Origin of the sequence: Streptomyces sp. NPDC059524 (genome assembly GCF_042749255.1) — a bacterium.
GTDB lineage: Bacteria > Actinomycetota > Actinomycetes > Streptomycetales > Streptomycetaceae > Streptomyces > Streptomyces xanthii.
Genome location: NZ_JBHYTK010000046.1, coordinates 1 through 25,467, shown reverse-complemented (window position 1 = coordinate 25,467; position 25,467 = coordinate 1). Strand labels below are relative to the sequence as shown.

Annotated in this window: 24 protein-coding genes; 14 read left to right on the top strand and 10 right to left on the bottom strand. The window is 71.9% G+C overall.

Features of this window, described 5'->3' with window-relative positions; translation table 11 throughout:
- Positions 1-35: 35 nt before the first annotated feature.
- On the top strand, positions 36-551 hold the full coding sequence (locus ACFW9D_RS15690) for a putative immunity protein (RefSeq protein WP_188338875.1): 516 nt from the start codon (positions 36-38) through the stop codon (positions 549-551).
- A 175-nt stretch (positions 552-726) separates the two neighbouring features.
- On the top strand, positions 727-933 hold the full coding sequence (locus tag ACFW9D_RS15685; RefSeq protein ID WP_188338874.1) for a hypothetical protein: 207 nt from the start codon (positions 727-729) through the stop codon (positions 931-933).
- Between the two features lie 33 nt (positions 934-966).
- Here ACFW9D_RS15685 and ACFW9D_RS15680 read toward each other — a convergent pair whose 3' ends face one another.
- Positions 967-1,869, bottom strand: a complete 903-nt coding sequence (locus ACFW9D_RS15680; RefSeq protein ID WP_384622209.1) for an alpha/beta fold hydrolase — start codon at positions 1,867-1,869, stop codon at positions 967-969.
- A 126-nt stretch (positions 1,870-1,995) separates the two neighbouring features.
- Between ACFW9D_RS15680 and ACFW9D_RS15675 the strand changes: the two genes are divergently transcribed.
- Positions 1,996-2,523 carry a hypothetical protein gene (locus tag ACFW9D_RS15675; RefSeq protein ID WP_384622206.1) on the top strand — a complete coding sequence of 176 codons (528 nt, stop codon included), beginning with the start codon at positions 1,996-1,998 and terminating at the stop codon, positions 2,521-2,523.
- Here ACFW9D_RS15675 and ACFW9D_RS15670 read toward each other — a convergent pair.
- Entirely contained in the window at positions 2,500-2,958 is a 459-nt protein-coding gene (locus ACFW9D_RS15670) for an RNA polymerase sigma factor (RefSeq protein ID WP_384622254.1), read from the bottom strand. The genes ACFW9D_RS15675 and ACFW9D_RS15670 overlap by 24 nt on opposite strands.
- Before the next feature lie 685 nt (positions 2,959-3,643).
- Between ACFW9D_RS15670 and ACFW9D_RS15665 the strand changes: the two genes are divergently transcribed.
- The 4 genes from ACFW9D_RS15665 to ACFW9D_RS15650 all read left to right on the top strand — a co-directional run bounded on the left by ACFW9D_RS15665 (position 3,644) and on the right by ACFW9D_RS15650 (position 7,031).
- Positions 3,644-4,165 carry a toxin-antitoxin system HicB family antitoxin gene (locus ACFW9D_RS15665; protein ID WP_188338870.1) on the top strand — a complete coding sequence of 174 codons (522 nt, stop codon included), beginning with the start codon at positions 3,644-3,646 and terminating at the stop codon, positions 4,163-4,165.
- A gap of 121 nt (positions 4,166-4,286) precedes the next feature.
- Positions 4,287-5,129: a DUF4097 domain-containing protein gene (locus ACFW9D_RS15660; RefSeq protein WP_384622203.1), complete on the top strand. Its 843-nt coding sequence runs from the start codon at positions 4,287-4,289 to the stop codon at positions 5,127-5,129.
- A gap of 112 nt (positions 5,130-5,241) precedes the next feature.
- Positions 5,242-6,252: an ATP-binding cassette domain-containing protein gene (locus ACFW9D_RS15655; protein ID WP_384622200.1), complete on the top strand. Its 1,011-nt coding sequence runs from the start codon at positions 5,242-5,244 to the stop codon at positions 6,250-6,252.
- Positions 6,249-7,031, top strand: coding sequence for an ABC transporter permease (locus tag ACFW9D_RS15650; RefSeq protein ID WP_188338867.1), 783 nt, complete (start codon positions 6,249-6,251; stop codon positions 7,029-7,031). The genes ACFW9D_RS15655 and ACFW9D_RS15650 overlap by 4 nt, the downstream gene beginning before the upstream one ends.
- An 80-nt stretch (positions 7,032-7,111) precedes the next feature.
- Here the strand turns inward: ACFW9D_RS15650 and ACFW9D_RS15645 are convergent, their stop codons facing one another.
- The 3 genes from ACFW9D_RS15645 to ACFW9D_RS15635 all read right to left on the bottom strand — a co-directional run bounded on the left by ACFW9D_RS15645 (position 7,112) and on the right by ACFW9D_RS15635 (position 11,693).
- Positions 7,112-8,860 (bottom strand): GMC family oxidoreductase N-terminal domain-containing protein, encoded by a 1,749-nt coding sequence (locus ACFW9D_RS15645; protein WP_384622251.1) that lies wholly within the window; start codon positions 8,858-8,860, stop codon positions 7,112-7,114.
- Between the two features lie 46 nt (positions 8,861-8,906).
- Positions 8,907-10,838, bottom strand: coding sequence for an AMP-dependent synthetase/ligase (locus tag ACFW9D_RS15640; protein ID WP_384622196.1), 1,932 nt, complete (start codon positions 10,836-10,838; stop codon positions 8,907-8,909).
- Between the two features lie 174 nt (positions 10,839-11,012).
- On the bottom strand, positions 11,013-11,693 hold the full coding sequence (locus ACFW9D_RS15635) for a TetR/AcrR family transcriptional regulator (protein WP_384622193.1): 681 nt from the start codon (positions 11,691-11,693) through the stop codon (positions 11,013-11,015).
- An 83-nt stretch (positions 11,694-11,776) separates the two neighbouring features.
- On the opposite strand from ACFW9D_RS15635, the gene ACFW9D_RS15630 reads away from it, so the two are divergent.
- The 5 genes from ACFW9D_RS15630 to ACFW9D_RS15610 all read left to right on the top strand — a co-directional run bounded on the left by ACFW9D_RS15630 (position 11,777) and on the right by ACFW9D_RS15610 (position 17,436).
- Positions 11,777-12,244, top strand: coding sequence for an SCP2 sterol-binding domain-containing protein (locus ACFW9D_RS15630; RefSeq protein WP_384622190.1), 468 nt, complete (start codon positions 11,777-11,779; stop codon positions 12,242-12,244).
- Positions 12,245-12,258: 14 nt separating this feature from the next.
- Positions 12,259-13,473 carry an acyl-CoA dehydrogenase family protein gene (locus ACFW9D_RS15625; RefSeq protein WP_384622187.1) on the top strand — a complete coding sequence of 405 codons (1,215 nt, stop codon included), beginning with the start codon at positions 12,259-12,261 and terminating at the stop codon, positions 13,471-13,473.
- A 274-nt stretch (positions 13,474-13,747) separates the two neighbouring features.
- Positions 13,748-14,932, top strand: a complete 1,185-nt coding sequence (locus tag ACFW9D_RS15620; RefSeq protein ID WP_384622184.1) for an LLM class flavin-dependent oxidoreductase — start codon at positions 13,748-13,750, stop codon at positions 14,930-14,932.
- Positions 14,933-14,935: 3 nt separating this feature from the next.
- Entirely contained in the window at positions 14,936-16,006 is a 1,071-nt protein-coding gene (locus ACFW9D_RS15615) for an alcohol dehydrogenase catalytic domain-containing protein (protein ID WP_384622181.1), read from the top strand.
- Positions 16,007-16,041: 35 nt separating this feature from the next.
- Positions 16,042-17,436, top strand: a complete 1,395-nt coding sequence (locus ACFW9D_RS15610) for an MFS transporter (RefSeq protein ID WP_384622178.1) — start codon at positions 16,042-16,044, stop codon at positions 17,434-17,436.
- Here the strand turns inward: ACFW9D_RS15610 and ACFW9D_RS15605 are convergent.
- On the bottom strand, positions 17,382-18,020 hold the full coding sequence (locus tag ACFW9D_RS15605; RefSeq protein WP_188338859.1) for a TetR/AcrR family transcriptional regulator: 639 nt from the start codon (positions 18,018-18,020) through the stop codon (positions 17,382-17,384). The two genes, ACFW9D_RS15610 and ACFW9D_RS15605, sit on opposite strands and share 55 nt — an antisense overlap.
- Before the next feature lie 154 nt (positions 18,021-18,174).
- On the opposite strand from ACFW9D_RS15605, the gene ACFW9D_RS15600 reads away from it, so the two are divergent.
- Positions 18,175-19,164 (top strand): alpha/beta fold hydrolase, encoded by a 990-nt coding sequence (locus tag ACFW9D_RS15600; RefSeq protein WP_384622175.1) that lies wholly within the window; start codon positions 18,175-18,177, stop codon positions 19,162-19,164.
- 23 nt (positions 19,165-19,187) lie between these two features.
- Here ACFW9D_RS15600 and ACFW9D_RS15595 read toward each other — a convergent pair whose 3' ends face one another.
- The 3 genes from ACFW9D_RS15595 to ACFW9D_RS15585 form a co-directional block, all read right to left on the bottom strand.
- Positions 19,188-20,741: a von Willebrand factor type A domain-containing protein gene (locus tag ACFW9D_RS15595; RefSeq protein WP_384622172.1), complete on the bottom strand. Its 1,554-nt coding sequence runs from the start codon at positions 20,739-20,741 to the stop codon at positions 19,188-19,190.
- A gap of 168 nt (positions 20,742-20,909) precedes the next feature.
- Positions 20,910-21,773, bottom strand: a complete 864-nt coding sequence (locus tag ACFW9D_RS15590) for an ABC transporter permease (RefSeq protein ID WP_384622168.1) — start codon at positions 21,771-21,773, stop codon at positions 20,910-20,912.
- A complete protein-coding gene (locus tag ACFW9D_RS15585; protein ID WP_384622165.1) occupies positions 21,770-24,463 on the bottom strand; it encodes an alpha/beta fold hydrolase in 2,694 nt (897 codons plus the stop codon). Before ACFW9D_RS15585 ends, ACFW9D_RS15590 begins: the two co-directional genes overlap by 4 nt.
- A gap of 161 nt (positions 24,464-24,624) precedes the next feature.
- Here ACFW9D_RS15585 and ACFW9D_RS15580 point away from each other — a divergent pair, with 161 nt between their 5' ends.
- Complete coding sequence (locus ACFW9D_RS15580; RefSeq protein ID WP_384622163.1) at positions 24,625-25,062, top strand: GNAT family N-acetyltransferase; 438 nt, start codon at positions 24,625-24,627, stop codon at positions 25,060-25,062.
- Here ACFW9D_RS15580 and ACFW9D_RS15575 read toward each other — a convergent pair.
- Positions 25,044-25,370 carry a cupin domain-containing protein gene (locus ACFW9D_RS15575; RefSeq protein WP_384622160.1) on the bottom strand — a complete coding sequence of 109 codons (327 nt, stop codon included), beginning with the start codon at positions 25,368-25,370 and terminating at the stop codon, positions 25,044-25,046. The two genes, ACFW9D_RS15580 and ACFW9D_RS15575, sit on opposite strands and share 19 nt — an antisense overlap.
- Between the last annotated feature and the right edge of the window lie 97 nt (positions 25,371-25,467).

The window sequence follows — 25,467 nt, the reverse complement described above, 5'->3', positions numbered from 1 at the left end:
CCGCCTCGGCGGTCGTCGGCCGCTACCGTGCGGGCATGATCCTCCCCAAGGTGAGAGACCCCCGGTTCATCACGATCCGACGCGGCGGGACGCTCACCGACGACGATCACCACCTGCTGGCCCTGTGGGCCGCCGACTGCGCCGAGCACGTCCTGCCCTTGTTCGAGGCGGAGCGGCCCGACGATCCGCGGCCTCGGGAGGCGATCGCATATGCGCGGGCCTGGGTGCGCGGCGAGTTCAAGATGATGGAGACGCGGGCGGCCGGCGGGCATGCGATGGGTGCGGCGCGCGATCTGAAGGGCGCCGCCCGGAACGCCGCGTACGCCGCCGGGCAGGCCGCCGTCGTCGCCCATGTCGCCGCGCACGAGCTCGGCGCGGCCGCGTACGCGATCAAGGCGGCCCGGGCCGCCGCGCCGAAGGACGAGGCGGATGCCGCGGGGCGGCGCGAGTGCCGGTGGCAGCGGGACCGCTTGCCGGACCCGATCCGCGCCCTCGTGCTCGACGACCAGCGGCTGCGGAACGACATCTGCTGGTCCGTCTTCGAGTGTTGAGGTCGGGGTCGGGTTCGGGGTGGGAGTTGGGGTGGCGATGGAGGCGGGGGTGGGCTCGGCGAGTTCGTGGCCGCACTCCTCTCCCCGACCCTCGCCCTCGCCTTCGTACATGTTTTCCAAATGCCTCTCCGGAATCTGATGTGGCTGGAAAGATCGCCCCGACTACGACAGCTCTATGACGGGGGATCAGATGGAGCAGCCCAAGCCGACCGCGCGTGCCGGATTCAACTGGTGGCTGCCGACCGTGTACGCCGCCGCCCTCGTGCTCACGAGCGCGGTGGGCAGCGGGCGGGCCACCGGCATCGTCGCCGCCGTGGGAGGAGTACTGCTCGGTCTCTACTACGGGTTCGGCGCGCGGCTGCTGGGGCGGCAGCGCGGCTGAGTCCTGGGCGCCCCCAGGCCGTCTCCGTCGGCGTCAGCTCCCGAAGAGGGTGCGGGCCGCCTCGGCCACCGCGTCGGGGCGTTCCTCGTGCGCGTAGTGGCCGACGTCCGGCAGCACCTCTATGCGGAGGTCGCTCGCGCGGGCCGTGCCCGGGGGTGTGAGGACGGACGGGGGCAGCATGAAGTCCCGTTCGCCGCCGAGGATCACGGTGGGCGTGGTGAGGCACAGCTTTTTGTAGCGGCCCAGGGCGAGGCGGGCGATGTCGCGCAGGGCGAAGGCGCGGTGGAGGGCTTCGCCGGCGCGGGCCCGGTCGGGCTCGGCGCTGGAGCGGGTGTATTCGTCGAGCACGGCAGGTTCCCAGGTCGTCCGGTCCACCACGCCCTTGCGGAGGAGGTGGCGGGTGAAGGCGGGGCGCTTGTGGAGCAACCAGCGGCCCAGGAGCGGCTGTTCGAGCAGGGCCGTGTACCAGAGGCGCCAGGCCTGCGGCAGCAGTCTGCGGTGGCGGGGCCACGGATGCATCATGTTCAGCGCCAGGAAGCGCCTCACGCGCTGGGGTGCTCGCAGACACAGGTGGAAGCCCGCCCAGGCGCCCCAGTCGTGCCCGATGAGGTGGACCTGGTCGAGAGCCAGCGCGTCGAGCAGGGCGATGACGTCGGCAACGCGGGTGTCCGTGTCGTAGCCGGTGCGCGGCGCGTCGGAGCGGCCGAAGCCTCGCTGGTCCACGCAGATGAGGCGGTACTGGTCGCCGAGGTGTGGGGCCAGGCGGCGCCAGGCGCGTCCGTCCTGCGGGAACCCGTGCAGGAGGAGCACGGGCTCGCCCTTCCCGGTCTCGGTGATGTGCAGGCGCAGGCCGTCTCGTACGGTCACGTACCGGTGCCGCACGTCCTGCGGCTCTTCGGACTCGGCTGATCGCGGTCGGCTCTCGAAGGTCTCCATGGGGTCTCCCCGGGGTTCGCTTGTCTGGTCTCATGGAGGAAGGGGCAGGCGGACGCCGAAGCACTCCCTCGGATTCCGAGAAAATTTCTGCGTGCCAAGGATTTCTGGGCGAAAGGGGCATCGGCGATGAACGGTGGCGGCTGGCCCACGGCCGAGCTGGATCCGGTGCGCCGTCTGAAGGTCATCGCGGGCGCGTCCGGCCGGCCCGTCTACGCGGAGCGCCGCTTCGCGTTCCCCGTCGAACAGGTGTGGGCCGTCGCCTCCGACCTCGAGCACGAACTGCCTCTGCTCGTCTCCGGGTTGCGTTCCTTCGCCGTGACGCCCGTCGGCGAGCGCGAGGGTGCCGCAGGTGCCGCCGCCAGGGACCGTTTCGAAGGACGGGCGGTCAGCGCGCTGGGGCACCGGGAGCGGTTCGACATCGTGCTGCGGCCCGGCTGGTGCCTGATGCAGAGCGCGGTGCTCGGCAGCGGCATGGCGGCCAGGGCGGACGGCGACGACGGCTGTCTCTTCGCCTTCTACAGCAGCCTTCGGCTTCCCGGCGGGCAACTCGCGGACCGGGTACGGGCCCCGTGGTCCGCGCGCCGCGCCGAACGGATGCTGGACCGGCTGGCCGCCCGGGTCTCCGCACGGTCAGCCCCACCCCGACCGGAATGATCTACGGGCCCGGAAGAGCCGGGACCTGACCGTCCCGACGGGCACGTCGAGCAGCTCCGCGACTTCCTGCTCCCCGAGCCCTTCCACGTGCCGCAGCACAAGGACCGCGCGGTGCTCTGGGGCGAGGCGCCGCAGCACGTCGGCGATGTCGGAGGCCAGTTCCGGATCCTCCTCGGTCGTCGCCGGCAGTTCGTCCCACTCCGCCCGCTCCACGGGCACGGTCTGGCGGCGCCGACGTCGCTCGGCCCATCTGATCGCCTCCCGCACCGCGATCGCCCGCGCCCAGCCGAACAGCGCCGCGGGCTCCTTCAGCCGGCCGATCCCCCGGAACACCGCGATCAGCGCCTCCTGCGTCGCGTCCGGCCCGTCCTGCAACGCGATCGGCCCACAGATCCGGCCCACGTACGGGGCGAGAACCCCGAGCAACTCGTCCATGGCCAGGGCATCACCGCGCTGCGCACCCCGCACCAACTCCGCGACCGCCTCGGCCCCCGGACCGGGCCCGGCCTCAGGCCCTGGCCCCGCCTCACCCGTCCCGTCGAAAGGCATGGAGGTGACCCTAGTGCGGAGAGCGGGGGCGGGGTGGGGCTCGCCCTCGGCTGCCGAGTCGCGCGGGCGTCGCCCCGGGTCACAGCGGGCACAGCCCGGCGCCGCTCCCGCATGACTCCGACGCCCGATGGCACCTTCTGGCGTCACGTGGCACCCGTCGGCACCTTCCGGCATCACGTGGCACTCGTTGGCGCCATCTGGCGTCACGTGGCACCAATAAGTGCCACCGGCGATGCCTCGCGTACCTGCGGGCGCCACGTCCCCTCGGCCTCCTCTCCCTCCCCTCACATCTCCCGCCACCCTCCGACGCCCCTCACAGCGACGATCGTCCCGCCTCATCACGCCTCCCCCAATCCCTCAACTCCCAACTGCCGCAAGGGCATCGCACCTGAATCGAGCCGTTCCCCGCCCCGCAGAAACGCCCCGCCGGCCCGGCCACCCCCACCCACTCGAACCCCTCCCGCACCTCCAGACGCCACGCGACACCAGATGGCGCCACCGCGCGCCACCGTGGTGCCAAATTTCTCCGGACCGCTTGCGCATGGCACCACAGTGGTGCCACTATGACGTCATGGACCTGAAGCCGTACGTCGAGTCGCTCCAGCGGGAGCTCGCGGTGGCCGCCGAAGCCGGTGGCGACGAAGCCCGCGCCCTGGCCGAGCGCCTCACCGCCCCGCTCGAGTCGGCGACCCGCCTGACCCTGCTCAACGCTCTGTCCGCCGCGATGGACGAGATCACCGTCGAGCTCGCCCCGGGCTCGGTCGACGTACGGCTGCGCGGGCTCGACCCCGACTTCGTGGTGACGCCGCCGCCGAGCGACGCACCACGCGCCGAGCCCCCGGCAGCGACCCTCGCCCCGCCGGCGCCCGCAGGCGTCGTCGAGACGGACGAGGGCGGCACGGCCCGGGTCAATCTGCGCCTGCCGGCCCACCTCAAGGCCCGCGCCGAAGAGGCCGCGAACCGCGAGGGGCTGTCGGTCAACGCCTGGCTCGTCCGCGCCGTGTCCGGCGCCCTCGACGCCGGTGGCGCCACCCCACGCCCCCAGGAGAAGAGCCGCTCCGTAGGACAGAGCTTCACCGGTTGGGTGCGCTGACCGGGCTCCGCGCCGAACACGTCACCTGACTGCACTGCACCTCACTCCACTTCCACCACCCCTCACCACGTCACGTCTCACCGGCAGGGACGCCCACCAGACCCAGAAGGACGGAACAGCCATGCCTTCTTTCGACACTCCGGAACCGATCTCCGTCACCGCTCACGTGGGCGCCGGCTCCATCCGGCTCACCGCGAGCGACCGCGCCGACACGGTCGTCGAGGTCCGCCCCGCCAGTCCGAAGCGGGACAAGGACATCAAGGCCGCCGAGCAGACCGAGGTCGCGTACGCGGGCGGCGTCCTGACCGTGCGGACCAGGGAGCGGCGCTTCATCGGCCCCAGCGGCGCCGTCGACGTGACGGTCGAACTGCCCGCCGGCTCCCGCGTGGACGTGACCGGCTCCTGGACCCAGGTGCTCGGTGACGGCCGGCTCGGCGAGGTCCACGTGAAGACCTCCGGCGGCAACATCCGCCTGGAGGAGACCGGGCCGCTCCAGGTCAGCGCCGCCCACGGCGCGATCCACGTCACCCGCGTCGAGGGCGCCGCCGAGCTGTCCACCAGTTCCGGCAACGTGCGCGTCGGGGTGATCGACGGCTCCGCCGTGCTCAAGAACTCGCACGGCAACATCACCGTCGGCACCGTGACGGGCGAGCTCCGGGCGAGCGGTGCGCACGGCGAGGTCGACATCACCCGCGCCGAGGACTCCGTCACCGCCACCACGGCGTACGGCAGTCTGCGGCTCGGTGAAGTCGCCTCCGGGGTCGTCCAGTTGGACACCGGGTACGGCAGCATCGACGTAGGTGTCCGCGAGGGCACCGCCGCCTGGCTCGACGTCATCTCGGCACACGGGCAGGTGCACAACACCCTCGCCGACGCCGCCCCGCCCGCGGAGACGGAGGGCACCGTCAAGATCCACGCCCGCACCCGCGCGGGCAACATCGAAGTCCGCCGCGCCCGCCCCTGAGCCCCGCCACCGACTTCACCTTCACCACCACTCCCGCCTTCACCGCCACCTTCACTTTCACCTTCACCTCGGCTTCGGCCCCCACCGGGAGGGCTCCATGCCTTCATCTGTCATGCCCACATCCACAACAGCGGTCTCGGCCTCGACCGCCCCCGCGATCTCCGCCGTCGGCCTGCGCAAGTCCTACGGCGACAAGACCGTCCTCGACGGCATCGATCTGCGCATCCCCTCCGGCAGCGTCTTCGCCCTGCTCGGCCCGAACGGAGCCGGCAAGACCACCACCGTGGAGATCCTTTCCACGCTGGTCGGCGCGGACGGCGGCCACGCCCAGGTCGCGGGCCACGACATCGCCGCCGAACCCGACGCGGTACGCGCCGCGATCGGTGTCACCGGCCAGTTCGCTGCCCTCGACAACCTCCTCAGCGCCGAGGAGAACCTGCTGCTCATGGCCGACCTGCTGCGCCTCGGGCGACGCGAGGGCCGGGCCCGCACCCAGGCGCTCCTCGAACGGTTCGACATCGCGGACGTCGCCAAGAACCGCGCCGCGACCTTCTCCGGCGGCATGCGTCGCCGGCTCGACCTGGCGATGACCCTGGTCGGCGACCCCCAGGTGATCTTCCTGGACGAGCCGACGACCGGACTCGACCCGCGCAGTCGCCGCACCATGTGGGACACCGTGCGCGGGCTTGTCGCGAACGGCACCACCGTCTTCCTCACCACCCAGTACCTGGAGGAGGCCGACCAGTTGGCCGACCGGATCGCCGTGCTCGACGGCGGCCGGATCGTCGCCGAGGGCACCGCCGACGAACTCAAGGCGCAGATCCCCGGCAGCCACGTACGTCTGCGCTTCGACGACCTCGCCGCCTACGAGCAGGCAGGCGCGGCCTTCCCGAGCGCGGCCCGTGACGACGAGAACCTCGCCCTGCGGCTCGCGGGCGGCGGTGACCTCGACGCACTGCGCACCGTCTTCGACCGGCTCGACGCCGCCGGGGTCCGCACCGCCGACTTCTCCGTGCACACCCCCGACCTGGACGACGTGTTCCTCGCCCTGACCGGCGAGGGCACCGGTTCCACCGACCCGGCCGACGTCGCCCAGCTGCACATCAAGGAGACCCTGCGATGAGTTCGCTCACCTACGCCGTGCACGACTCCCGGATCATGCTGCGGCGCAACCTCAAGCACGCCATCCGCTACCCGGCGGTCGGCTTCGGCAGCGCTTTGACGCCGATCCTGATGCTGCTGCTGTTCGCGTACGCCTTCGGTGACTCGATCGGCGCCGGCATGGGCGGTGGCCGCGACACCTACGTGAATTATCTGACGCCCGGCATCATCATCATGGGCGTCGCGTCCGGGTCGATGTCGACGTCGATCGCGGTCTGCCAGGACATGACCGAGGGCATCATCAACCGCTTCCGGACCATGCCCATCACCCGCTCCTCGTTCATGACAGGACATGTGATCGGCAGCGTCGTGCAGACGATGGCCTGTCTCGTGCCGGTCGTCGCCGTCGCGTTCGCCGTCGGCTTCCGGTCGGACGCGACCGCGCTGGAGTGGCTGGCCGCGGCCGGGCTCCTGGCGGCCATCGCGTTCGCGGTGACCTGGCTGTCGGCGGCGCTCGGTCTGATCTCCAAGACGGTCGAGTCCGCGAGCAACAAGCCGCTGCTCGTCCAGTTCCTCCCCTTCCTCGGCTCCGCCTTCGTGCCGGCCGACTCCATGTCCCCGGGACTGCGCTGGTTCGCCGAGAACCAGCCGTTCACCCCCATGACCGAGACCCTGCGCGGGCTGCTGTCGGGCACGGAGATCGGCAACAGCGGGTGGATCTCGCTGGCCTGGTGCATGGTCATCGCCTCCGTCGGTTACGTCTGGTCCCGCTCGAAGTTCAACAGCACCACCAAGCGCTGACCGAACGCTGTCCGTTCGCTGACCGTGCGCTGACCGACCGCCCGAGCTCCACCCGCCGACACCCCCTCAGCGCCGCCCGCTCACCACCTCAGCGCGCCGAACGCCCCTGCCGGAACGGCCGGGGTCTTCGGCATGACCGGCCTCAGTTCCGCGTACGCGGCCCCCGGTTCGGGCCTGGGGTCCTTCTCCCCTTTGTTCGGCCAGTACGACATGGCCCGCTCGGCCTGCGCCGTGATCGTCAGCGACGGATTGACCCCGAGGTTCGCGGAGACCGCCGAACCGTCCACCACCGAGATCCCCGGATGCCCGTGCAGCCGGTGGTACGGATCCACGACCCCGCGCTCCGGCGTCGCGCCGATCGGGCAGCCGCCGAGGAAGTGGGCGGTGAGCGGCTTGCCGAGCAGCTCGCCGAGGTTGGTGCCGGCGAAGCCGTTGATGGACTCGGCGATCAGGCCCGCCGCCTCCCAGCCTTCCGGGATGTGCACGGGGTTGGGCGTTCCGTGGCCCTGCTCGGCGGTGAGCTGCCCGCGCCGGGTGAGGCTCGTGGTGAGGGAGTTGTCGTGGGTCTGCATGACAAGACCGATGATGGTCCGCTCGGACCAGCGGCGCAGGACGACGGTGCGGGCGACGAGGACCGGGTGGGAGAGGAAGGCGAGGGCGGCGGCGAGCGGCTTGGGCAGGTTCTGGCGGTACTGCGGAACGCAGATGAGGGCCATGAGGTTGGAGCCCTTGCCGTAGCGGACGTTCTCGATGTGGGTGGTGGGGTTGGGGTGGACGGACGAGGTGATGGCGACGCCGCGGGTGAAGTCGATGTCCTTGCGGCCGAGCCGGCGGGGCCAGGTCAGGGCGCCGACCAGGGCCTCGGAGTTGGTGCGGGTGAGCACGCCGAGCCGCTCGGAGAGGCGGGGCAGGATCCCGTCGGCCTTCATCCGGTGCAGCAGGGTCTGGGTGCCGTAGGTGCCGGCGGCGAGGACGACGTGGCGGGCGCGGAGCACGGTGCGGCGGCCGCGGCGCTGCCGGTTGGTGGGCACGGTGGTGATCTCGTACGTGCCGTCGGAGCGTTCGCGGACTGCGGTGACCGTGGTCATGGGGCGGACCTCGGCGCCGGCCCGTTCGGCGAGGTGGAGGTAGTTCTCGGTGAGGGTGTTCTTGGCGCCGACGCGGCAGCCGGTCATGCAGGATCCGCATTCGGTGCAGGCGGTGCGGGCGGGTCCGGCACCTCCGAAATAGGGATCGGGAACTTCCTTGCCGGGCCCGGCCGTTGTCGAACCGTCGGCGTCCTCACCGTCGCCGAAGAACACGCCCACGGGCGTGAGCCGGAAGGTGTCCCCCGCGCCCATCCGTCCGGCCGCGTCTCGCAGCAGTTCGTCGGCCTCGGTGGTGGTGGGGTTGGTGCGCACGCCGAGCATGCGGCGGGCCTGGTCGTAGTACGGAGCGAGTTCGCGCTGCCAGTCGGTGATGTCGGCCCACTGGCGGTCGCGGAAGAAGGGGGTCGGGGGTACGTAGAGGGTGTTGGCGTAGTTGAGGGAGCCGCCTCCCACGCCGGCGCCGGCGAGCACCATGACGTTTTTCATCAGGTGGATGCGCTGGATGCCGTACATGCCGAGGCGGGGTGCCCAGAGGTAGTCGCGCAGGGAGAGGGAGGTGCGGGGCAGGGTGTCGCGGGTGTGGCGGCGGCCGGCTTCGAGGACGGCGACGCGGTAGCCCTTCTCGGTGAGCCGGAGGGCGGAGACGGAGCCGCCGAATCCGGAGCCCACGACGACGACGTCGTAGTCCGTGCCGGGCTCGGGCTCGGGCTCGGGCTCGGACGGGGCCTCCGTCTCGGACACTGCCTCGGTCGCGGCCTCGGACGCGGGATCAGGCTGAGGCTGGCGCTCAGGCACCGTACAGCTCCTCGATCTCGCGGGCGTACGCCGCCATGACCGCTGTTCGTTTGATCTTCAGGGAGGGGGTGAGCAGCCCGTTGTCCTCGGTGAACTCGCCGTCGACCAGGGTGAATTTGCGGATGGACTCGGCGCGGGAGACGGCCTCGTTGGCGTAGTCGACGGCCTTCTGTACGGCGGCGACGATGCGCGGGTCGGCGATCACCTCGGACATCGGGGTGTCGGCGGGCAGTTTGCGCACGCTGAGCCAGTGAGCGACGGACTCGGGTTCGAGGGTGATGACGGCGGCGATGTAGGAGCGGTTGTCGCCGACGACGATGCACTGGCCGACGGGTGAGCGGCTGCGCAGGCGGTCCTCCAGGACGGCCGGGGAGACGTTCTTGCCGCCGCTGGTGACGAGGATGTCCTTCTTGCGGCCGGTGATGCGGAGGTAGCCGTCGGCGTCGAGTTCGCCGAGGTCTCCGGTGGCGAACCAGCCGTCGGGGTCGAGGACTTCGTCGGTCGCGTCCTGGTTCTGCCAGTAGGAGCCGAAGACGATGCCGCCCTTGACGAGCACCTCGCCGTCGTCGGCGATCCGGATGGTGGTGCCGGGTACGGGGAGGCCGACGGTGCCGGGGCGTGGGCGCAGCGGTGGGGTGATGGCGGCGGCGGCCGAGGTCTCGGTGAGGCCGTAGCCCTCGTAGACGACGATGCCGGCTGTGTAGAAGAAGAGGTTGAGGTTGCGGTCGAGGGGGGAGCCACCGCTGATGGCGTAGCGCAGGCGGCCGCCGAGTTCCTTGCGGACGCGGCGGTAGACGAGGAGGTCGTAGAGGCCGGCGGCGAGCCGGAGGGCAGGGGCCGGGCCCTGACCGCCGTCCAGGAAGCGGGTGAGGTGGGCTTCGGCAAAGCGGACGGCGATGCGGTCGGCGCGTTCGAAGGAGGCGCCGCGTCCGATCTTCTCGGCGGTGGCGCGTCCGGTCTCGTGGATCTTCTCGAAGAGGTAGGGGACGCCGACGACGAACGTGGGGCGGAAGGAGCGGAGTTCGGGCCGTAGTTCGTCGGGCTTGATGCTCGGGCAGTGGCCGAACTCGATGCGGGCGAGCTGGCAGGCGATCTGGATGGTTCGGCCGAGGATGTGGGCGAGGGGGAGGAAGAGGAGGGTGGAGGCGGTCTGGCCGGTGATGGCCTTGAAGATGGGATGGAGGAGCTCGACGGTGTTGGCGGCCTCGGCGTGGAGGTTGCCGTGGGTGAGGACGCAGCCCTTGGGGCGTCCGGTGGTGCCGGAGGTGTAGCAGACGGTGGCGATGGTGTCGGGGGTGAGAGCGGCGCGGCGCTTGGTGACTTCCTCGTCGGGTATGTCGCGGCCCAGCGTCGCGAGTTCGAGGACGGCTCCTGCGTCGAGCTGGCGGACAGCGGGGCGGTCGTTCTCGGGGAGCGCGGCGAGGGCGCTCTCGGCGGCCGCGGCGTTCTCCGGGGTCTCGACGATGAGCTGACGGGCGCCGGAGTCCCGCAGGATCCATTCGATCTGTTCGGGTGAGGAGGTGGCGTAGACGGGGACGGTCTGGCCGCCGGCGGCCCAGATCGCGAAGTCGAGGACCGACCATTCGTAGCGGGTGCGGGACATGAGGGCGACGCGCCCGCCGGGTTCGAGTCCGGCGGCGATCAGTCCCTTGGCGGCGGCGGTGATCTCGCGTGCGAAGGCGGCCGCGGTGACCGGCTTCCACTCCCCCGCCTCCTTGCGGCGCAGGACGACGGCGCCCGGGTCCTCGGCGGCGTTGGTGTACGGGATGTCGGCGGGGGTGGAGCCGTCGGCGGGTGGGGCGGCGAGCGGGGCGACGTGTGCCTGGCGGACGGTTCCGTGTTCGTCCCTGACGAGTTCGGGTCTGGCCCGTTCGGCGAGGTCGCTTCGCTTCCTGGCCCGCTTCAGATCCTTGCGTACGCCCATGACGGCTCCCGGTCGCGCGGCTGCTGGACTCCGGTGCTTGCTCGTACTTACTGGGAGGTCAACTTACCCACGCGTAAGGAAAATTCAACGGGTCACGCAGGAATCCGCACGGGAGACGGGAAGGGAGCCGCGAGAGGAAACGGGAGGGGAGCCGTGAGGAGGTCGCGAGAGGAGTCAGCCGCGGGGCAGCCAGGCCTCGCCGTCGAGTACGTCGCGCATGCCCACCCACACCATGTTCATGAGTCGCAGGGCGACGCCCTCGGGTGACTGGCCCGGGTTCTGCTCGGTCCAGTCGGTGAGCGAGTCGGCGGCGCCGACCAGGGCGTGCGCCACGAAGTCGGCGTCCTGGGCGCGCAGTCGCTCGCCGCGGCCGCTGTCGCTGATGCCATCGCTGATCAGTCCGGCGACCTCGGCCATCACCGCGCGGCGTGCCTCGGCGACGGCCGCGGCGATCGCCTCGCTGAGCTCGGAGGCCTGGCGATGGAGGACGACCCAGCTGTCGCGGTGCTCGGCGACGAAGGCGAAGAACGCGGACAGACCTGCGTAGAGCCGCAGTTCGGGGGCGGCGCCGGCGCCGCGCGCCGCGTCCTGGAAGGCCGCGACCAGACGTGCGGCCTCGCGCCGCAGGCAGGCGAGGAAGAGGCCCTCTTTGGAATCGAGGTAGAGATAGACCATCGGTTTGGAGATCCCGGCGAGTTCGGCGATCTCGTCGACGCTGGCCGCGTGATAGCCGCGCTTGGCGAAGACGCCCACGGCCACGTCGATGATCTGCTGCTCGCGCACTTCGCGCGGCACGCGCTTGCGCCGCCCGGCCGCTGCCGTGCGCCCTTGAGCCGCTCCCCGTGTCCCCGTCACCCTTGTCAGCCTATCTACGTCGCCGTAACCTTACCAAGCAGTAATCTTACTGATTAGTAAGAAACTTACCGAGGGAGACTTCCATGAGCGGTGCCGACGAGATCGCGGGCCTCGACTTCGCGAGCGTCACGCCCGAGGAGTTCGCACGGATCGTCAAGGGCCTGTCCGCGAAGGAGATCAGCGAGATCGCGCGGGACGCCGAGTTGCGCGGCCGTGTCCTGAAGGAGGTCTTCGGGCGCATGGAGCGGCAGTTCAAGCCCGAGGTCGCCGGGCAGCTGGAGGCGCTGATCCGCTGGAAGGTCACGGGTCAGGGCGACAACCCCGAGGCCGTCTACGAGACGCACATCTCGAAGGGCACCTGCACGGTCACCGAGGGCCGTTCGGACGCGGAGCCGCGCGTCACGCTCATCATGGGCGACGCCGACTTCCTCAAGCTGGTCTCGGGCAACTCCTCGCCCGTCACCATGTTCATGATGCGCAAGGTCAAGATCGCGGGCGATGTCGCGCTCGCCTCCGGCCTGACCCGCTACTTCGACATCCCGAAGGCCTAGGGGGCGCGGCGGGCATGGTGTTCTCTCTCGAACTGGACGAGGAGCAGCGGGAACTGCGGGACTGGGTGCACGGTTTCGCGGCGGAGGTCGTGCGCCCCGCGGCCGCCGAGTGGGACGAGCGCGAGGAGACTCCATGGCCGGTGATCCGCGAGGCCGCGAAGATCGGCCTGTACGGGTTCGAGTCGCTGGCCGAGCTGTTCGGCGACCCGACGGGGATCTCCCTGCAGATCGCCAACGAGGAGCTGTTCTGGGGCGACGCCGGCATCGGCATGTCGCTGTTCGGCACCTCGCTCGCGGTGGCCGGGATCTTCTCGTCCGGGACGCCCGATCAGCTGGCCGAGTGGGTGCCGCAGTGCTTCGGCGACGAGACGGACCCGAAGCTCGCCGCGTTCTGCGTGTCCGAGCCGCAGGCCGGTTCGGACGTGGCGGCGATGCGGACGCGGGCCCGTCACGACGGGGCCAAGGACGAATGGGTCCTGTCCGGCCAGAAGGCCTGGATCACCAACGGCGGGATAGCGAACGTGCACGTGGTCGTCGCCTCCGTCGACCCGGAGCTGGGCTCGCGCGGCCAGGCGGCCTTCATCGTGCCGCCGGGCATTCCGGGCCTCGAAGGCGCCCGCAAGATCAAGAAGCTGGGCCTGCGTGCCTCGCACACCGCCGACGTCTTCCTCGACGACGTACGGGTCCCGGGCCACTGCCTGCTCGGCGGCAAGGAGAAGCTCGACGCCCGTCTCGCGCGGGCCCGCGAGGGGACCCGGGGCGGTCGCGGACAGGCCGCGATGTCCACGTTCGAGGTCAGCCGCCCCACGGTCGGCGCCCAGGCTCTCGGCATCGCCCGCGCCGCCTACGAGTACGCCCTCGACTACGCGGGCGAACGTGAGGCGTTCGGCCGTCCGATCATCGACAACCAGGCCATCGCCTTCGCCCTCGCGGACATCCGTACGGAGATCGAGGCCTGCCGCCTCCTCATCTGGCAGGCCGCGTGGATGGCCCGCAACAACAAGACCTTCGACGCGGGCCAGGGCTCGATGTCGAAGCTCCGGGCCGGCGAACTCGCGGTCTCGGCGACGGAGAAGGCCATCCAGGTCCTCGGCGGCGCCGGCTACAGCCGCGAGCACCCCGTCGAGCGCATGTACCGGGACGCGAAGATCTACACCATTTTCGAGGGCACGAGCGAGATCCAGCGCCTGGTCATCGCCCGCGCGATCTCGGGGCGGCAGATCCGGTAGGCCCACCCGCAGGCCACCCGCAGACCGCCCTCAATCCGCCCTCAAACCGCACAGAAGTCGATTCAGGCCCGCGCTGGTTCCCCACGCAGCGCGGGCCTGAGGCATGTCCGGGGGGCGGTCCCGGTCAGCGGTAAGAGTTCTATCACGTGATTGAAATACGTGATACACAACCAGGCGTCGGGACCGCTTCGCCGGGGATGCCCGAGTGTTCCCGTGCTCGCTCCGCCCTGCGCAACGCAGCGCCAAGTAGCGTCAAGTGAGGGGAAGTTCAACGATGTGGACGGCCGAATCACTGAAGTTCGGGGCCTTCCTCGCCCCGTTCCACCCGCTGGACGCGGATCCCGCGCTCCAGTTGCGGCGGGACATCGATCTCATGACCCATCTGGACCACCTCGGGTTCGAGGAGGCGTGGATGGGTGAGCACCATTCGACGGGGGCGGAGATCGTGCCCGCGCCGGACCAGTTCATCGCGGCGGCGGCCGAGCGGACGTCCCGGATCCGGTTCGGCACGGGTGTGGTCTCGCTGCCGTACCACCACCCGCTGATCACCGTCGACCGCATCACGCAGCTCGACCTGCAGACCCGGGGCCGGGTGATCCTGGGGACCGGGCCGGGGAAGATCCCGCTGGACGCGCGCATGATGGGCATCGACCCGGCCGAGCAGCGGCGCATGCAGGGCGAGGCGCTGGAGGTCGTGCTGCCGCTGTTGCGCGGCGAGGTGGTGTCGCGGGAGACGGACTGGTTCACGCTCCGCGAGGCACGGGCCCAGCTGCCGACGTACGACCCGGCCGGCATCGAGGTCGTCGCCGCCTCCACCGTCTCCCCGAACGGTTCGGTGCTCGCCGGAAAGCACGGCCTGTCGCTGCTGTCGCTGGCCGCGAGCTCCCCCGCCGGGTTCGACGCGCTGGACCGGAACTGGGAGATCTACGAGAAGGTCTCCGCCGAGCACGGACACGTCGCCGACCGTTCCCGCTGGCGCCTGGTGAACCCGATGTTCCTGGCCGAGACGCAGGCCGACGCCGAGCGCGCGGTCAGCCGCCGCATCCAGGCCATGGCCGCGTACGCGAACCGGCAGAACGGCCGCTACCCCGACTGGGCGGCCACCCCGCAGGGCGTCATCGACTTCTGGCGCCACAACTCCCTCGGCGAGTTCGGGCAGGCCGTCATCGGTACCCCGGACCAGGCCATCGCCCGGATCGAGGCGCTGATCGAGAAGACGGGCGGCTTCGGGACGATGCTCGTCCTGCACGTCGACATGGCGAACTGGGAGGACACCAAGCGCAGTTACGAACTGTTCGCCTCCGAGGTCGTCCCGCACTTCCGCAACCGGAACCGGAACCGCCAGGCCAGCCTGCAGTTCGCCGAGGACCACCGCGAGCAGCTCATCGGGCAGCTGGCCGGAGCGATCACCAAGGCGCACACCGAGTACTACGGCGAGCCCCGAGCCGAGGAGGCCTGAGCCATGCGTGCCGTGCAGTTCCTGGACGGCGAGTTCCGCCTCGCCGACGTGCCCGAACTCCCGCCCCTCGGCCCGCGCCAGCTCCGCGTCGAGGTCGCCGCGTGCGGCATCTGCGGCAGCGATCTGACGGTGTCGAAGGACGCGGACCGGTTCTGCGAGGTGGTCGAGGGCGCCGACTATCCGCTCGCCCGGTTCGATCCGGAGCGCCCGATCGTGCTCGGCCACGAGTTCTCCGGCGTCGTCACGGAGGCGGGCGCCGAGGTGGGCGACTTCTCCGTCGGCGACCGCGTGGCGGGCCTCGGCATCGTCACCGATCCGGCCACCGGCGTCCCGACGATCATCGGCTACTCGAACACGTACCACGGGGCCTTCGGCGACTTCATCACCGTGGACGCGTTCTGGGCCCGGCACGTGCCCGACGGTCTCTCGCTGGAGCACGCGGCGCTCGCCGAGCCGCTGCACGTCGGCGAGATGCACGTCCAGCGCTCCGGGCTCACCGCCGCGGACTCGGCGCTGGTGATCGGCTGCGGCACGATCGGCCTCGGCGCGATCGTCGCGGCGAAGGCCCGCGGCGTCCGTACGGTCATCGCCTCCGAGCCCTCACCCAAACGCCGGGAGCTCGCCGCGAAGATGGGCGCGGACCATGTCGTCGACCCGGCCGAGCAGGACCCGATCGAGCTCTACGACTCCCTTGTCCAGCAAGGGGAGACGGGCGACGGGATCCTCATCGCGTACGAGTGCAGCGGGCGGGCCGGGATGCTGGGCGGGCTGCTGCACCGGCTCCCGTACGACTCGCGGATCCAGGTCCTCGCCGCGCCGTTCGCCGACGAGACGGTCATCCCCGTGGTCGGTCAGCTGCGGCGCATCGCCGTGAACTTCGGCCACGGGCCCACCGAGAACGCGTACGAGACGGTGCTGCGGCGGCTCGCCGACGGTGAGATCGACGCCGAGGCGATCATCACGTCCCGCATCCCACTCGACGAGGTCCCCGAAGCCTTCGCCGCTCTGCGCTCCCCCGCCGAGCACGTGAAGATCCTCGTGCTCCCCCACGGCACGGGCCACCAGCAGGGCTGATCCGGCAACGTCCCTACCGCTCAAGGGAGTACGTCATGCCTGCGTCCCCATCCCCGTCCCCGGAACCGATCCCCACCGACCCCGTGCTGCTGCGCAAGGTGGCGGTGTCGAGTTTCCTCGGCACCGTCATCGAGTACTACGACTTCCTGGTCTACGGCACCATGGCCGCCCTCGCCTTCGGCCAGCTCTTCTTCCCGCAGTCCAACCCGGCGGCCGGCACCATCGCCGCGTTCGGCACGCTCGCCGCCGGTTACGTCGCCCGCCCGCTCGGCGGCGCCGTGTTCGGGCACTTCGGCGACCGGCTCGGCCGCAAGTCCATGCTGATCCTCACGATGGTCCTCATGGGCGGCGCCAGCTTCCTCATCGGCCTGCTGCCCACGTACGCGACGATCGGCGTCGCCGCCCCCGCCCTGCTGGTGCTGCTGCGCGTGGTGCAGGGCATCGCGATCGGCGGCGAGTGGGGCGGCGCGACGCTGATGGTCGTCGAGCACGCCGACGCCCGCCGCCGGGGGTTCTGGAGCGGGCTCATGCAGATGGGCGCCCCGCTCGGCGGCCTGCTCTCCACGATCACGGTGACGGCGATCGCCACGCTGCCGACCAGGGACTTCCTCGCCTGGGGCTGGCGTATCCCGTTCCTGTGCAGCGCGCTGCTGCTCGGGATCGGCCTGTACGTGCGGCTCGGGGTGACGGAGAGCCCGCTCTTCCGGCAGCAGCAGGCCGCCGCGGCGCGGGAGCCGTCCGAAGGCCCGCGGATGCCGCTGCTGCGCGTGCTGCGCCGGCCGCGCACGCTGCTGCTCGGCTGCGCGGTGGGCATCGGCCCGTTCGCGCTGACCGCGATGATCAGCACGTTCATGCTCACGTACGCCACGGCCATCGGGTACTCGCGCGCGAACGTGATGACGGGGCTGCTCTACACCTCGCTCGTCGGGCTGGTCGCGATCCCGTTCTTCTCCGCGCTCTCCGACCGGATCGGGCGCCGCAAAGTGGTGCTCGGCGGGGCGGTCGCCACGATGCTGGGCGCCTTCCCGTTCTTCGCGCTGATCGACTCCGGGTCACCGGCGCTGCTGGTCACGGCGATGGTGCTCGGGCAGGGACTGCTCCAGTCGTCGATGTACGCGCCGCTGGCCCCGCTGCTGTCCGAGCTGTTCGGCACCCGGGTGCGGTACACGGGCGCCTCGCTCGGCTATCAGCTGGCCGCGCTGGTCGGGGCCGGGTTCACGCCGCTCGTCGCGAGCAGTCTGTTCGCGGCGTCGGGGAGTGCGCGCAGCGCGCCGCTCGCGGGCCTGGTGATCGGGTGCGGTCTGGTGACGGCGCTGGCGATCTGGCGGCTGGCGGAGACCCGGGGCCGCGATCTGGCCGTCGACGAGGGCGGGGCTCAGCCGAGCATGCGCTCCGCGCCGCCGATGACGAAGGTGACCAGGTCCTCGTAGAACTCGACGAGTTCGTCGCGGCCGAGGCGGGCGCCCCGGCCGCCGAGCCCGTCGGCGTGGCTGAGCATCTGGAGGAAGCCCATCACCACCAACGGCCAGCGCAGGTCGATGCGTTCGGCGTCGCAGTCGGGGAAGGCGCGGCCCACCTGCTTGCGCAGGCTCGCCGCGACGGCGTCCTGGCCGGTGGACTCGATGGCGGGTCGGCCGTCGCGCGAGATCTGCACCACGATCTGCACCCAGCGCATGCCGCGCACGCGGTGGCGCAGGAGCAGGGCGAGGTACGGGTCGGTGAGGGCGCGGACGACCTCGGTGGGCGTGGGGGCCTCGCGCCGTTCGGCCAGGGCGTCGCAGTTGGCGGCGATCTCGTCGCGGACGGCGGCGCCGACGCCGAGGAGGACGGCCGCCACCAGGTTCTCCTTGGAACCGAAGTGGTAGTGCACGGAGGCCGGTCCCTGGCCCGCCGCGGCGTTGACAGCGCGGACCGAGACGGCGTCCACGCCCTGGGTGGCGAAGAGGCGCTCGGCGGCCTTGATCAACTGCTGCCGGGTGGCGTCGCCCTGCCGGTTCGCTGCGCTGGAGGCCATGCCCGGCAGCATAGACCAGACCTTCCGAAATCGATCGATCGCTTGAATCACTTGATCAAAACTGATCCAGGAACGGCGCGGACCGACCTGCCCGAACCGAACTGTCCGAACGCCCCGCCCGAACCACCCTGCCCGAACGGGAGAACGGAAGACGATGACCGCAGAGATCAAGCTGCCCGAGCCGCGCTTCGTGGACACCGACGGCGCACGCCTGGCCGTCTTCGAGGAGAAGCCGGAGCGCAGGACGCGTGACGTGTGCGTCGTGCTCTGCCACGGCTTCCCCGAACTGGCCGCGTCCTGGCGCCATCAGCTGCGCCCGATCGCCGACGCGGGCTTCCATGTGATGGCCCCCGACATGCGGGGTTACGGCCTGTCGAGCGGCCCGGAGGACCGCAGCGCCTACAGCATCGCGGAGACGACGGCCGATGTCGCCGCACTGATCGCCGACGCCGGCTACGAGAAGGCGGTGGTGGTCGGACACGACTTCGGCGGGATGGTCTCGTGGATGATGCCGTACCTCCAACCGGACTCGGTGGCCGGTGTCATCACGCTCAACACCCCGTTCGGCCACTCGCGCGAGAACCCCGTCGAGCTGTACGAGAAGGCGTACGGGCCGCGGAACTACGTGGCGCACTTCCGCACCCCCGAGTGCGAGGAGGAACTGGACAAGGACCCGGCGCGCTCGTTCCGCTTCTTCATGCGGCGGGACACGGGCGCGGGCACGAACCTGTCCCGGACGGGCCGCCACGACCCCGACAGCATGTCCTACATCCACTGGCTGTGGGACGACGAGTCGACGTGGCCGGGCGAGCTCGTGATGAGCCCGGAGGAGCTGCGGTACTACAGCGAGGCTTACGCCCGTACGGGGTTCGGGGGCGGCCTGAGCTGGTACCACAGCATCCTGCGGAACTGGGAGGTGCAGCGCGAGCGGTTCCCGGACGGGAACGTGCCCAAGGCCCGTGTCCCCGCACTGCTCGTCGCCGCGCGGCACGACCCGATCTGTCATCCGGCGCTCACCGACGATCTCCTCCAGTACTTCGAGGAGTTCGAGCGCCGGATGATCGACACGGGGCACTGGACGCAGCTGGAGGATCCCGAGGGCACGAACGCGATCCTCGTCGACTGGCTGACCCGGCACTTCTGACGGACCCGCTCCCGGAAGGGAGGCTAGGCCCGCCACAGCCCCTCCGCCTCCTCGATCGCCTCGGCCAGGTCCCGCACGTCCGGGTCCTCGGTGGAAGCGCCCAGCTCCCGTACATGGGCGGCGAGCCGGTCGAGGGGCGGTTCGCCGGGGAACGGGGTGTCGCCCGAGCCGCCGAGGCGGTGGGCGAAGTAGGCGGCGGCCGCGGACAGGCGCAGCCGGGGCGGGGTGGCCTCCGACCACAGGGGGCGGTCGAGGGCGGCTGCCGAGACGGTGCCGCTGCGCTCGCGCGGGGCCCGGCTCTCGGGGTCGAGCCAGCGGACGGTGGCCTCGGCGACGCGGCCCTCGGCGCCCTCGCGGACCTTGACGGCGTAGAGGGCGGTCACGGTGTGGCCGGGGCCGATCTCGCCGCCGTCGACGGTGTCGTCGCGGAAGTCGTCGTCGGCGACGCGCCGGTTCTCGTAGCCGAGGAGCCGGAAGTCGGTGACGTTCTCGCGGTCGAAGACGACCTGGGCCTTGGCGTCGCGGGCGCGCAGCTGCACGTTGGCGGGCAGTTGGTCGACGAAGACCTTGCGGGCGTCGGCGGGTGTGGAGACGTAGGTGGTGTGGCCGTCGCCCTTGTCGGCGAGGCGCTCCATCAGGGCGTCGCCGTAGTCGCTGCCGACGCCGACGCCGAACAGGGTGATGCCGTGCTCGCGGCGGGCGTCCCCGATGCGTTCGAGGATGGCGTCGGCGTCGGTCTCGCCGGTGTTGGCGAGGGCGTCGGACAGCAGCACGACGCGGTTGGTGGCGCCCTCCCGCACCCCCTCGACGGCGGTGTCGTAGCCGGTGCGGATGCCGGCGTCGAGGTTGGTGGAGTCGGTGGGTTCGAGCCGGCCGACGGCCCGGTGGACGCGGTCGCGGGCGGCGCCGTCGCGGGCGCCGAGCCGGGTCATCGGCAGGACGGTCTCGGCCTCGTCGCTGAAGGTGACGACGGCGATGGAGTCGTCGGCGCCGAGCTGGTCGGTGAGGGTGCCGAGGGACTCCTTGACGAGGTCGAGGCGGCCCGGTTCGGCCATGGAGCCGGAGATGTCGATGACGAACGTGAGGGCGGCGGGCGGGCGTTCGCCGGAGGCGGAGGCCTGGGCGGTGGCGAGGCCGACCCGCATCAGCCGCCAGCCGTCGGCGCCGGAGCGGGCGCCGTCCACGGTCACCGAGAAGCCGTTGCCGTCGGGGCGCCGGTAGCCCTGCCGGAAGCTGTTGACGAACTCCTCGGGGCGCACGGTGTCCGGCTCCGGCAGCCGGCCGTCGGCGAGGGTGCGGCGGGCGTAGCCGTAGGAGGCGGTGTCGACGTCGAGGGCGAAGGTCGAGCGGTTGTCGCTCATGTCGCGGCGCTCGTCGTCGGGGGCGACGGAGGCGGCGGGACCGCCCTGCGCGCCACCGGAGCCGACGGCCGGCAGCCGCTTGTCCTCGGCGGAGGACATGCCGTCGGTGTCCGAGGCGCCGCATCCGGTGAGCAGCAGCCCGCCGGCGAGCGCGGCGTCGACGAGCGCGCCGCCGCGCCTCCTCCGGCCGCGGGTCCTGTCCGTACGGTGTTCCATGCCGCCCCTCCCGTTGCGTCATCCACCGGTGTCGCCGGTGTCCTTGTGACTGTGACGCGGGAGGCGGCCGGAATGTTCGTCCCGGGCGGTTGCGCCTTGGCCTCGAAGGGGTCACGGCGGGTGCCGGTCGTGACCGGTGGGTGATCCTCCGGAGACCGGACCGTCGTGTCAGGACACGACGTCCTTGCGGGCGAACCCCCGGAAGGCCAGGGCGAACAGGACCACCGCGTACGCCACCGACACGGCCGTGCCCTGGATCATGCCGCTCCACTCGGGCTGCGGCTGGATGACGTCCGCCCAAGCGAACTGCCAGTGCGCGGGCAGGAAGTCGCGCCAGGAGCCGAGGGCGGTGACGGCGTCGAGGACGTTGCCCACGATGGTGAGGAAGACCGCGCCGCCGACCGCGCCGAGCGGGTTGTCCGTCTTCGTCGACAGCCAGAACGCGAGCCCGGCGGTGACCAGTTGGGACACGAAGAGGTAGGCGATGACGACGAGCAGGCGCTGCGCCGCGGTGCCCGCGTCGAGCGCGCCGCCGGTCGGGATCTCCAGCGGGCCCCAGCCGTAGGCGGCGGTGCCGACGCCGAGGGCGACGACGGGGAGGAGCACCATCGCGGCCAGGCTCATGCCGAGGGCGACGACGAGCTTGGACCACAGCAGCCGGGCGCGCGGCACGGGGGCGGCGAGGAGGTAGCGCAGGCTCGACCAGTTGGCCTCGGAGGCGACGGTGTCGCCGCAGAACAGGGCGACGGGGATGACGAGCAGGAAGCCGGCGGACACGAACAGACAGGTCGCGGCGAAGTTGGCGCCGGACGCGGTGGCCGTGTCCATCAGCGTCACGCGCCCGTTGCGCCCGCCGGGTTCGCCGCCGATGGCGAACGCGGCGACGAGCACGAAGGGCAGGAGTGCGAGCACCGCGCCCATGACGAGGGTGCGGCGCCGCTTGACCTGCCGGACGAGCTCGACCCGCAGGGGCAGGGTGCGGCCGGGGCGGTAGCCGGCGGCCGTCGGGGTCGCGGGGGCGGTGGCGGTCATGCGGGGGTCCCTCCGATCAGCGTGAGGAACGCGTCCTCCAGGCGGCGGTGCGGGCCGACGGACGCCACGGGCACGTCGAGCCGGACGAGGTCCGCGACGAGCCGGGTGGCGCTGCCCGTGCCGGTGAGCCGGACGAGCAGGCCGAGGCCGTCGTCGGCGCGGACCGCCGAGTCGACGCCGTCCAGCGCGGCGATCTTCTCCACCACCGGGTCGGCGATCTCGCCGCCCAGGCCGACGAGGAGCGTGTCGCCGGATCCGACGATCTCCGCGACGGGACCGGCCTGGACGAGCCGGCCGCGGTCCATGACGACGAGGTGCGTGCAGGACTGCTCGACCTCGGCGAGCAGATGGCTGGAGACGATCACGGTGCGGCCGCCGCGCGCGTACCGGATCATCACCTCGCGCATCTCGCGGATCTGCGGCGGGTCGAGCCCGTTGGTCGGCTCGTCGAGGATCAGCAGGTCGGGCAGGCCGAGCATGGCCTGGGCGAGGGCGAGGCGCTGGCGCATGCCCTGCGAGTAGGTGCGCACGGCCCGGGCCAGCGCGTCGCCGAGCCCGGCGATCTCCAGGGCCTCTTCCAGGTGCGCGTCCTCTGCGGGGCGGCCGGTGGCCCGCCAGTACAGCTCCAGGTTCTCCCGGCCGGACAGGTGCGGCAGGAAGCCGGCGCCCTCGACGAAGGCGCCGACCCGGGAGAGCACGGGTGCGCCGGGGCGGATCGCGTGCCCGAAGACGCGGATCTCACCCGCGTCGGGGCGGATGAGCCCCATGAGCATGCGCAGGGTGGTGGTCTTGCCCGCCCCGTTGGGCCCGAGCAGGCCGAGGACCTGGCCCTGTTCGACGTGGAAGGACACGTCGCGCACGGCGTAGCGGTCGGTGGACTTCGCGTACTTCTTGCTCAGGTCCGTGATGACGAGCGGGACGTCGGCGAGCTCCGGGTCCGGTGCGGGGGCGCTCGCGCGGCGGCGGGCGGTCAGCACGAGGGCGGCGGCGACGAGCGCGGCCCCGGCCGGCAGCCACCACACCCAGGAGGGCAGCGGCGCGGCGGCGGTCTCGACGCCGGGCGCCGTCGGCAGGCTCAGCGCGCCGCCCGACAGACTGACCTTGTACGTGGCGGGCTCGGCCGGTGACGCGTACCCGAGGTCCGTCGAGGACAGGACGAGCCGCAGCCGGTGCCCCTTCTGCACCTCGTGGTCGATCGCGGGGAGCGTGATCGTGACGTCCTTGCCGGCGCCGCCCGCGCCGGTCACCTTCACGGGGGTGACGAGCTGGGAGGGCAGCACCTCGCGCGCTCCGCCGGGCCCGGCGTCGTAGACCTTGGCGAACAGGACGGCCGTGCCGGTGGACGAGGTCACGTGCGCGGTGACGGCCGGCGAGCCGGTGACGTGCACGGAGCGGTCCAGCGGCGCCGTGTCGAAGCGGGCGAACTGGCCAGGGAAGTCGAGGGCGACGCTCAGCCCGAGCGAGGAGGACAGCGAGGAGACGCTGCCCAGGCCGGGCACGGCGGAGATCGACGGCGGGCCGCCGCCCGGCGGGTTCTCGAAGGTCTCGGTGCCGGACTTCAGCGGGACGGACACGCGGTGCTCGCCGCGCAGCCCCGGGTACGTGGCGCCGCTCGCGCCGCGCAGGGTGGCGGCGCCGTCGGTGGAGTCGACGCCTCCGGTGCGGGTGACGCGGAAGGCGGGGCCGGTGTCCGCGCTCTTGTCGCCCTTCAGGTAGCGGTCGAACCACGCGGAGACGCGCCCGGTGACCCGGTCCACCTCCATGTCGCCGCCGTCGTGTCCGCCGGCGAGCCAGTCGACGTCGACGGGCGCGCCGTTGGCCCGGATCTGCCGCGCCATCGCGTCGGCCTGGCCGAGCGGGAACAGCGAGTCGGTCTGCCCCTGCGCGATGAGGGTGGGCACCTTGATGCGCTCCCCGACGGCCGACGGGCTGCGCTCCTCGAGGAGCTTGCGGGCGGCGGCGTCCGGTTCCCCGGACACGGCCACCCTGCGGTACATGGCGCACAGGTCCTTCTCGAACCGCCCGCACCCGGTGCCGGCCGCGCTCGTGCGCGCGCCGAGGTCGGCGGACCCTGAGGTGAAGAAGATCCCGGTCCACAGCTTCTTGAACACGCCGTCGGGGAACAGGGCGTCGGCGAGGTTCCAGTACGTGATCTGCGGTGCGATGGCGTCGACCCGGTCGTCGTGGGCGGCGGCGAGCAGGGACACCGCGCCGCCGTACGAGGCGCCGGTGACACCGACGCGCGGGTCGCCCGCCTTGTCGAGCCTCACCTCGGAGCGGCCGGCCAGCCAGTCGACGAGCCGGGACACGTCGGCGACCTCGGCGTCAGCGCTGTTGAGCCCGATCTTGCCGCCGGAGCGGCCGAAGCCGCGCGCCGACCAGGTCAGCACCGCGTACCCGCTGCGCGCGAGCCGCTCGGCCTCGCCGCGCACATCGGCCTTGCTGCCGCCGAACCCGTGCGCGAGCAGCACCGCGGGCCGCTTCTCGCCGCTGTCACCGGCGGTGAAGTACGAGGTGTCGACCCGTACGCCGCCGCCCATCGTCATCATGCGGTCCTGCCGGTGCACGGTGGGCTCGCCGCCGGAGGCCACCGCGGACCAGGTCCCCGCTCCCGCGAGCAGCACGGCGACGGCCGCCCCGGCGGCCCATCGCCGTCCGCGCCGCCACGCCCCGCCCAGTCGTAGATCCATGGCGTCCACGCTAAGGCCCGGCCCCTCCCGGCACGTCCCACCGGGGGGCTGAACCCGCCGCCCTCCCCGGGGAGTACGCTCCGCGCCACGCGTACGCCGACCGCAGTAGGCGTCGCGGAAACGCGATCGCCGCTGCCGGCGGCGCCTGCTAGAACTCCCCCATGCGGATCGACCGAGCGACCACCGTGCCCGAAATCCTCGCCGCGTCCCCCCTGTTCGACGCCCCGGCCCGCCCCGAGTGGGCCGCCGGCTTCCTCGCGACGCCGGGCCACCACCTCTTCCTGGCCTACGAGGACGCCGACGATCCCGCCCGGCCGATCGGCTTCATCAGCGGCGTCGAGACGCTCCACCCCGACAAGGGCCGCGAGATGTTCCTCTACGAACTGGCGGTCGCCGAGGGCCATCGCCGCCGGGGCACGGCCCGCGCCCTGATCCGCGCCCTGGCCGACCTGGCCCGGGAGCGCGGCTGCTACGGGATGTGGGTGGGCGTCGACCAGGACAACGCGCCCGCGCTCGCGGCGTACCGGAGCGCGGGCGGGGTGGACGAGGGGGCGTGCGCGGTGATGGTGTGGAGCTTCGTTCAGCCGCGTGAGCCGTAGGCCGGGCCGAACACGACGAGCAGGGCCAGGTCCTCGGTGATGTCGGTGAAGCGGTGCTCCTCACCGGCCGGTACGAAGATCACCGCCCCGGGGCCGACCTCGGCGCTGCGGTCCGGGGTCGTGATCGTCGCGCGGCCCGCCGTGACCACGTAGATCTCGTCCTCCGTGTGCGGGCTCTGGGTGTCCTTGCCCCCGGCCGGGATGCAGTACGTCCCGACGGACAGGTCCGGCCTGCGCAGCTGCTCGGTCCAGTCCGTGTCGTCGTCACCGGGCCGCGTCCAGGCGCCCGCCCCCTCGATGATCTCCATGGCCCGAGCCTAGCGACCCTCGTCCGTCTTCCCGGCCGCTTCGGGCGATCGGTGAGCGGGCCCGGGACACACGTCGGCGCCGGGCCCCGTACGAGAC

Bases quoted from the DNA above. Each gene is read 5' to 3' on its own strand.
- ACFW9D_RS15690 (WP_188338875.1), top strand. From the start codon at position 36: ATGATCCTCCCCAAGGTGAGAGACCCCCGGTTCATCACGATCCGACGC.
- ACFW9D_RS15685 (WP_188338874.1), top strand. From the start codon at position 727: ATGACGGGGGATCAGATGGAGCAGCCCAAGCCGACCGCGCGTGCCGGA.
- ACFW9D_RS15680 (WP_384622209.1), bottom strand. From the start codon at position 1,869: ATGGAGACCTTCGAGAGCCGACCGCGATCAGCCGAGTCCGAAGAGCCG.
- ACFW9D_RS15675 (WP_384622206.1), top strand. From the start codon at position 1,996: ATGAACGGTGGCGGCTGGCCCACGGCCGAGCTGGATCCGGTGCGCCGT.
- ACFW9D_RS15670 (WP_384622254.1), bottom strand. From the start codon at position 2,958: ATGGACGAGTTGCTCGGGGTTCTCGCCCCGTACGTGGGCCGGATCTGT.
- ACFW9D_RS15665 (WP_188338870.1), top strand. From the start codon at position 3,644: ATGGACCTGAAGCCGTACGTCGAGTCGCTCCAGCGGGAGCTCGCGGTG.
- ACFW9D_RS15660 (WP_384622203.1), top strand. From the start codon at position 4,287: ATGCCTTCTTTCGACACTCCGGAACCGATCTCCGTCACCGCTCACGTG.
- ACFW9D_RS15655 (WP_384622200.1), top strand. From the start codon at position 5,242: ATGCCCACATCCACAACAGCGGTCTCGGCCTCGACCGCCCCCGCGATC.
- ACFW9D_RS15650 (WP_188338867.1), top strand. From the start codon at position 6,249: ATGAGTTCGCTCACCTACGCCGTGCACGACTCCCGGATCATGCTGCGG.
- ACFW9D_RS15640 (WP_384622196.1), bottom strand. From the start codon at position 10,838: ATGGGCGTACGCAAGGATCTGAAGCGGGCCAGGAAGCGAAGCGACCTC.
- ACFW9D_RS15630 (WP_384622190.1), top strand. From the start codon at position 11,777: ATGAGCGGTGCCGACGAGATCGCGGGCCTCGACTTCGCGAGCGTCACG.
- ACFW9D_RS15625 (WP_384622187.1), top strand. From the start codon at position 12,259: ATGGTGTTCTCTCTCGAACTGGACGAGGAGCAGCGGGAACTGCGGGAC.
- ACFW9D_RS15620 (WP_384622184.1), top strand. From the start codon at position 13,748: ATGTGGACGGCCGAATCACTGAAGTTCGGGGCCTTCCTCGCCCCGTTC.
- ACFW9D_RS15615 (WP_384622181.1), top strand. From the start codon at position 14,936: ATGCGTGCCGTGCAGTTCCTGGACGGCGAGTTCCGCCTCGCCGACGTG.
- ACFW9D_RS15610 (WP_384622178.1), top strand. From the start codon at position 16,042: ATGCCTGCGTCCCCATCCCCGTCCCCGGAACCGATCCCCACCGACCCC.
- ACFW9D_RS15605 (WP_188338859.1), bottom strand. From the start codon at position 18,020: ATGGCCTCCAGCGCAGCGAACCGGCAGGGCGACGCCACCCGGCAGCAG.
- ACFW9D_RS15600 (WP_384622175.1), top strand. From the start codon at position 18,175: ATGACCGCAGAGATCAAGCTGCCCGAGCCGCGCTTCGTGGACACCGAC.
- ACFW9D_RS15595 (WP_384622172.1), bottom strand. From the start codon at position 20,741: ATGGAACACCGTACGGACAGGACCCGCGGCCGGAGGAGGCGCGGCGGC.
- ACFW9D_RS15590 (WP_384622168.1), bottom strand. From the start codon at position 21,773: ATGACCGCCACCGCCCCCGCGACCCCGACGGCCGCCGGCTACCGCCCC.
- ACFW9D_RS15585 (WP_384622165.1), bottom strand. From the start codon at position 24,463: ATGGATCTACGACTGGGCGGGGCGTGGCGGCGCGGACGGCGATGGGCC.
- ACFW9D_RS15580 (WP_384622163.1), top strand. From the start codon at position 24,625: ATGCGGATCGACCGAGCGACCACCGTGCCCGAAATCCTCGCCGCGTCC.
- ACFW9D_RS15575 (WP_384622160.1), bottom strand. From the start codon at position 25,370: ATGGAGATCATCGAGGGGGCGGGCGCCTGGACGCGGCCCGGTGACGAC.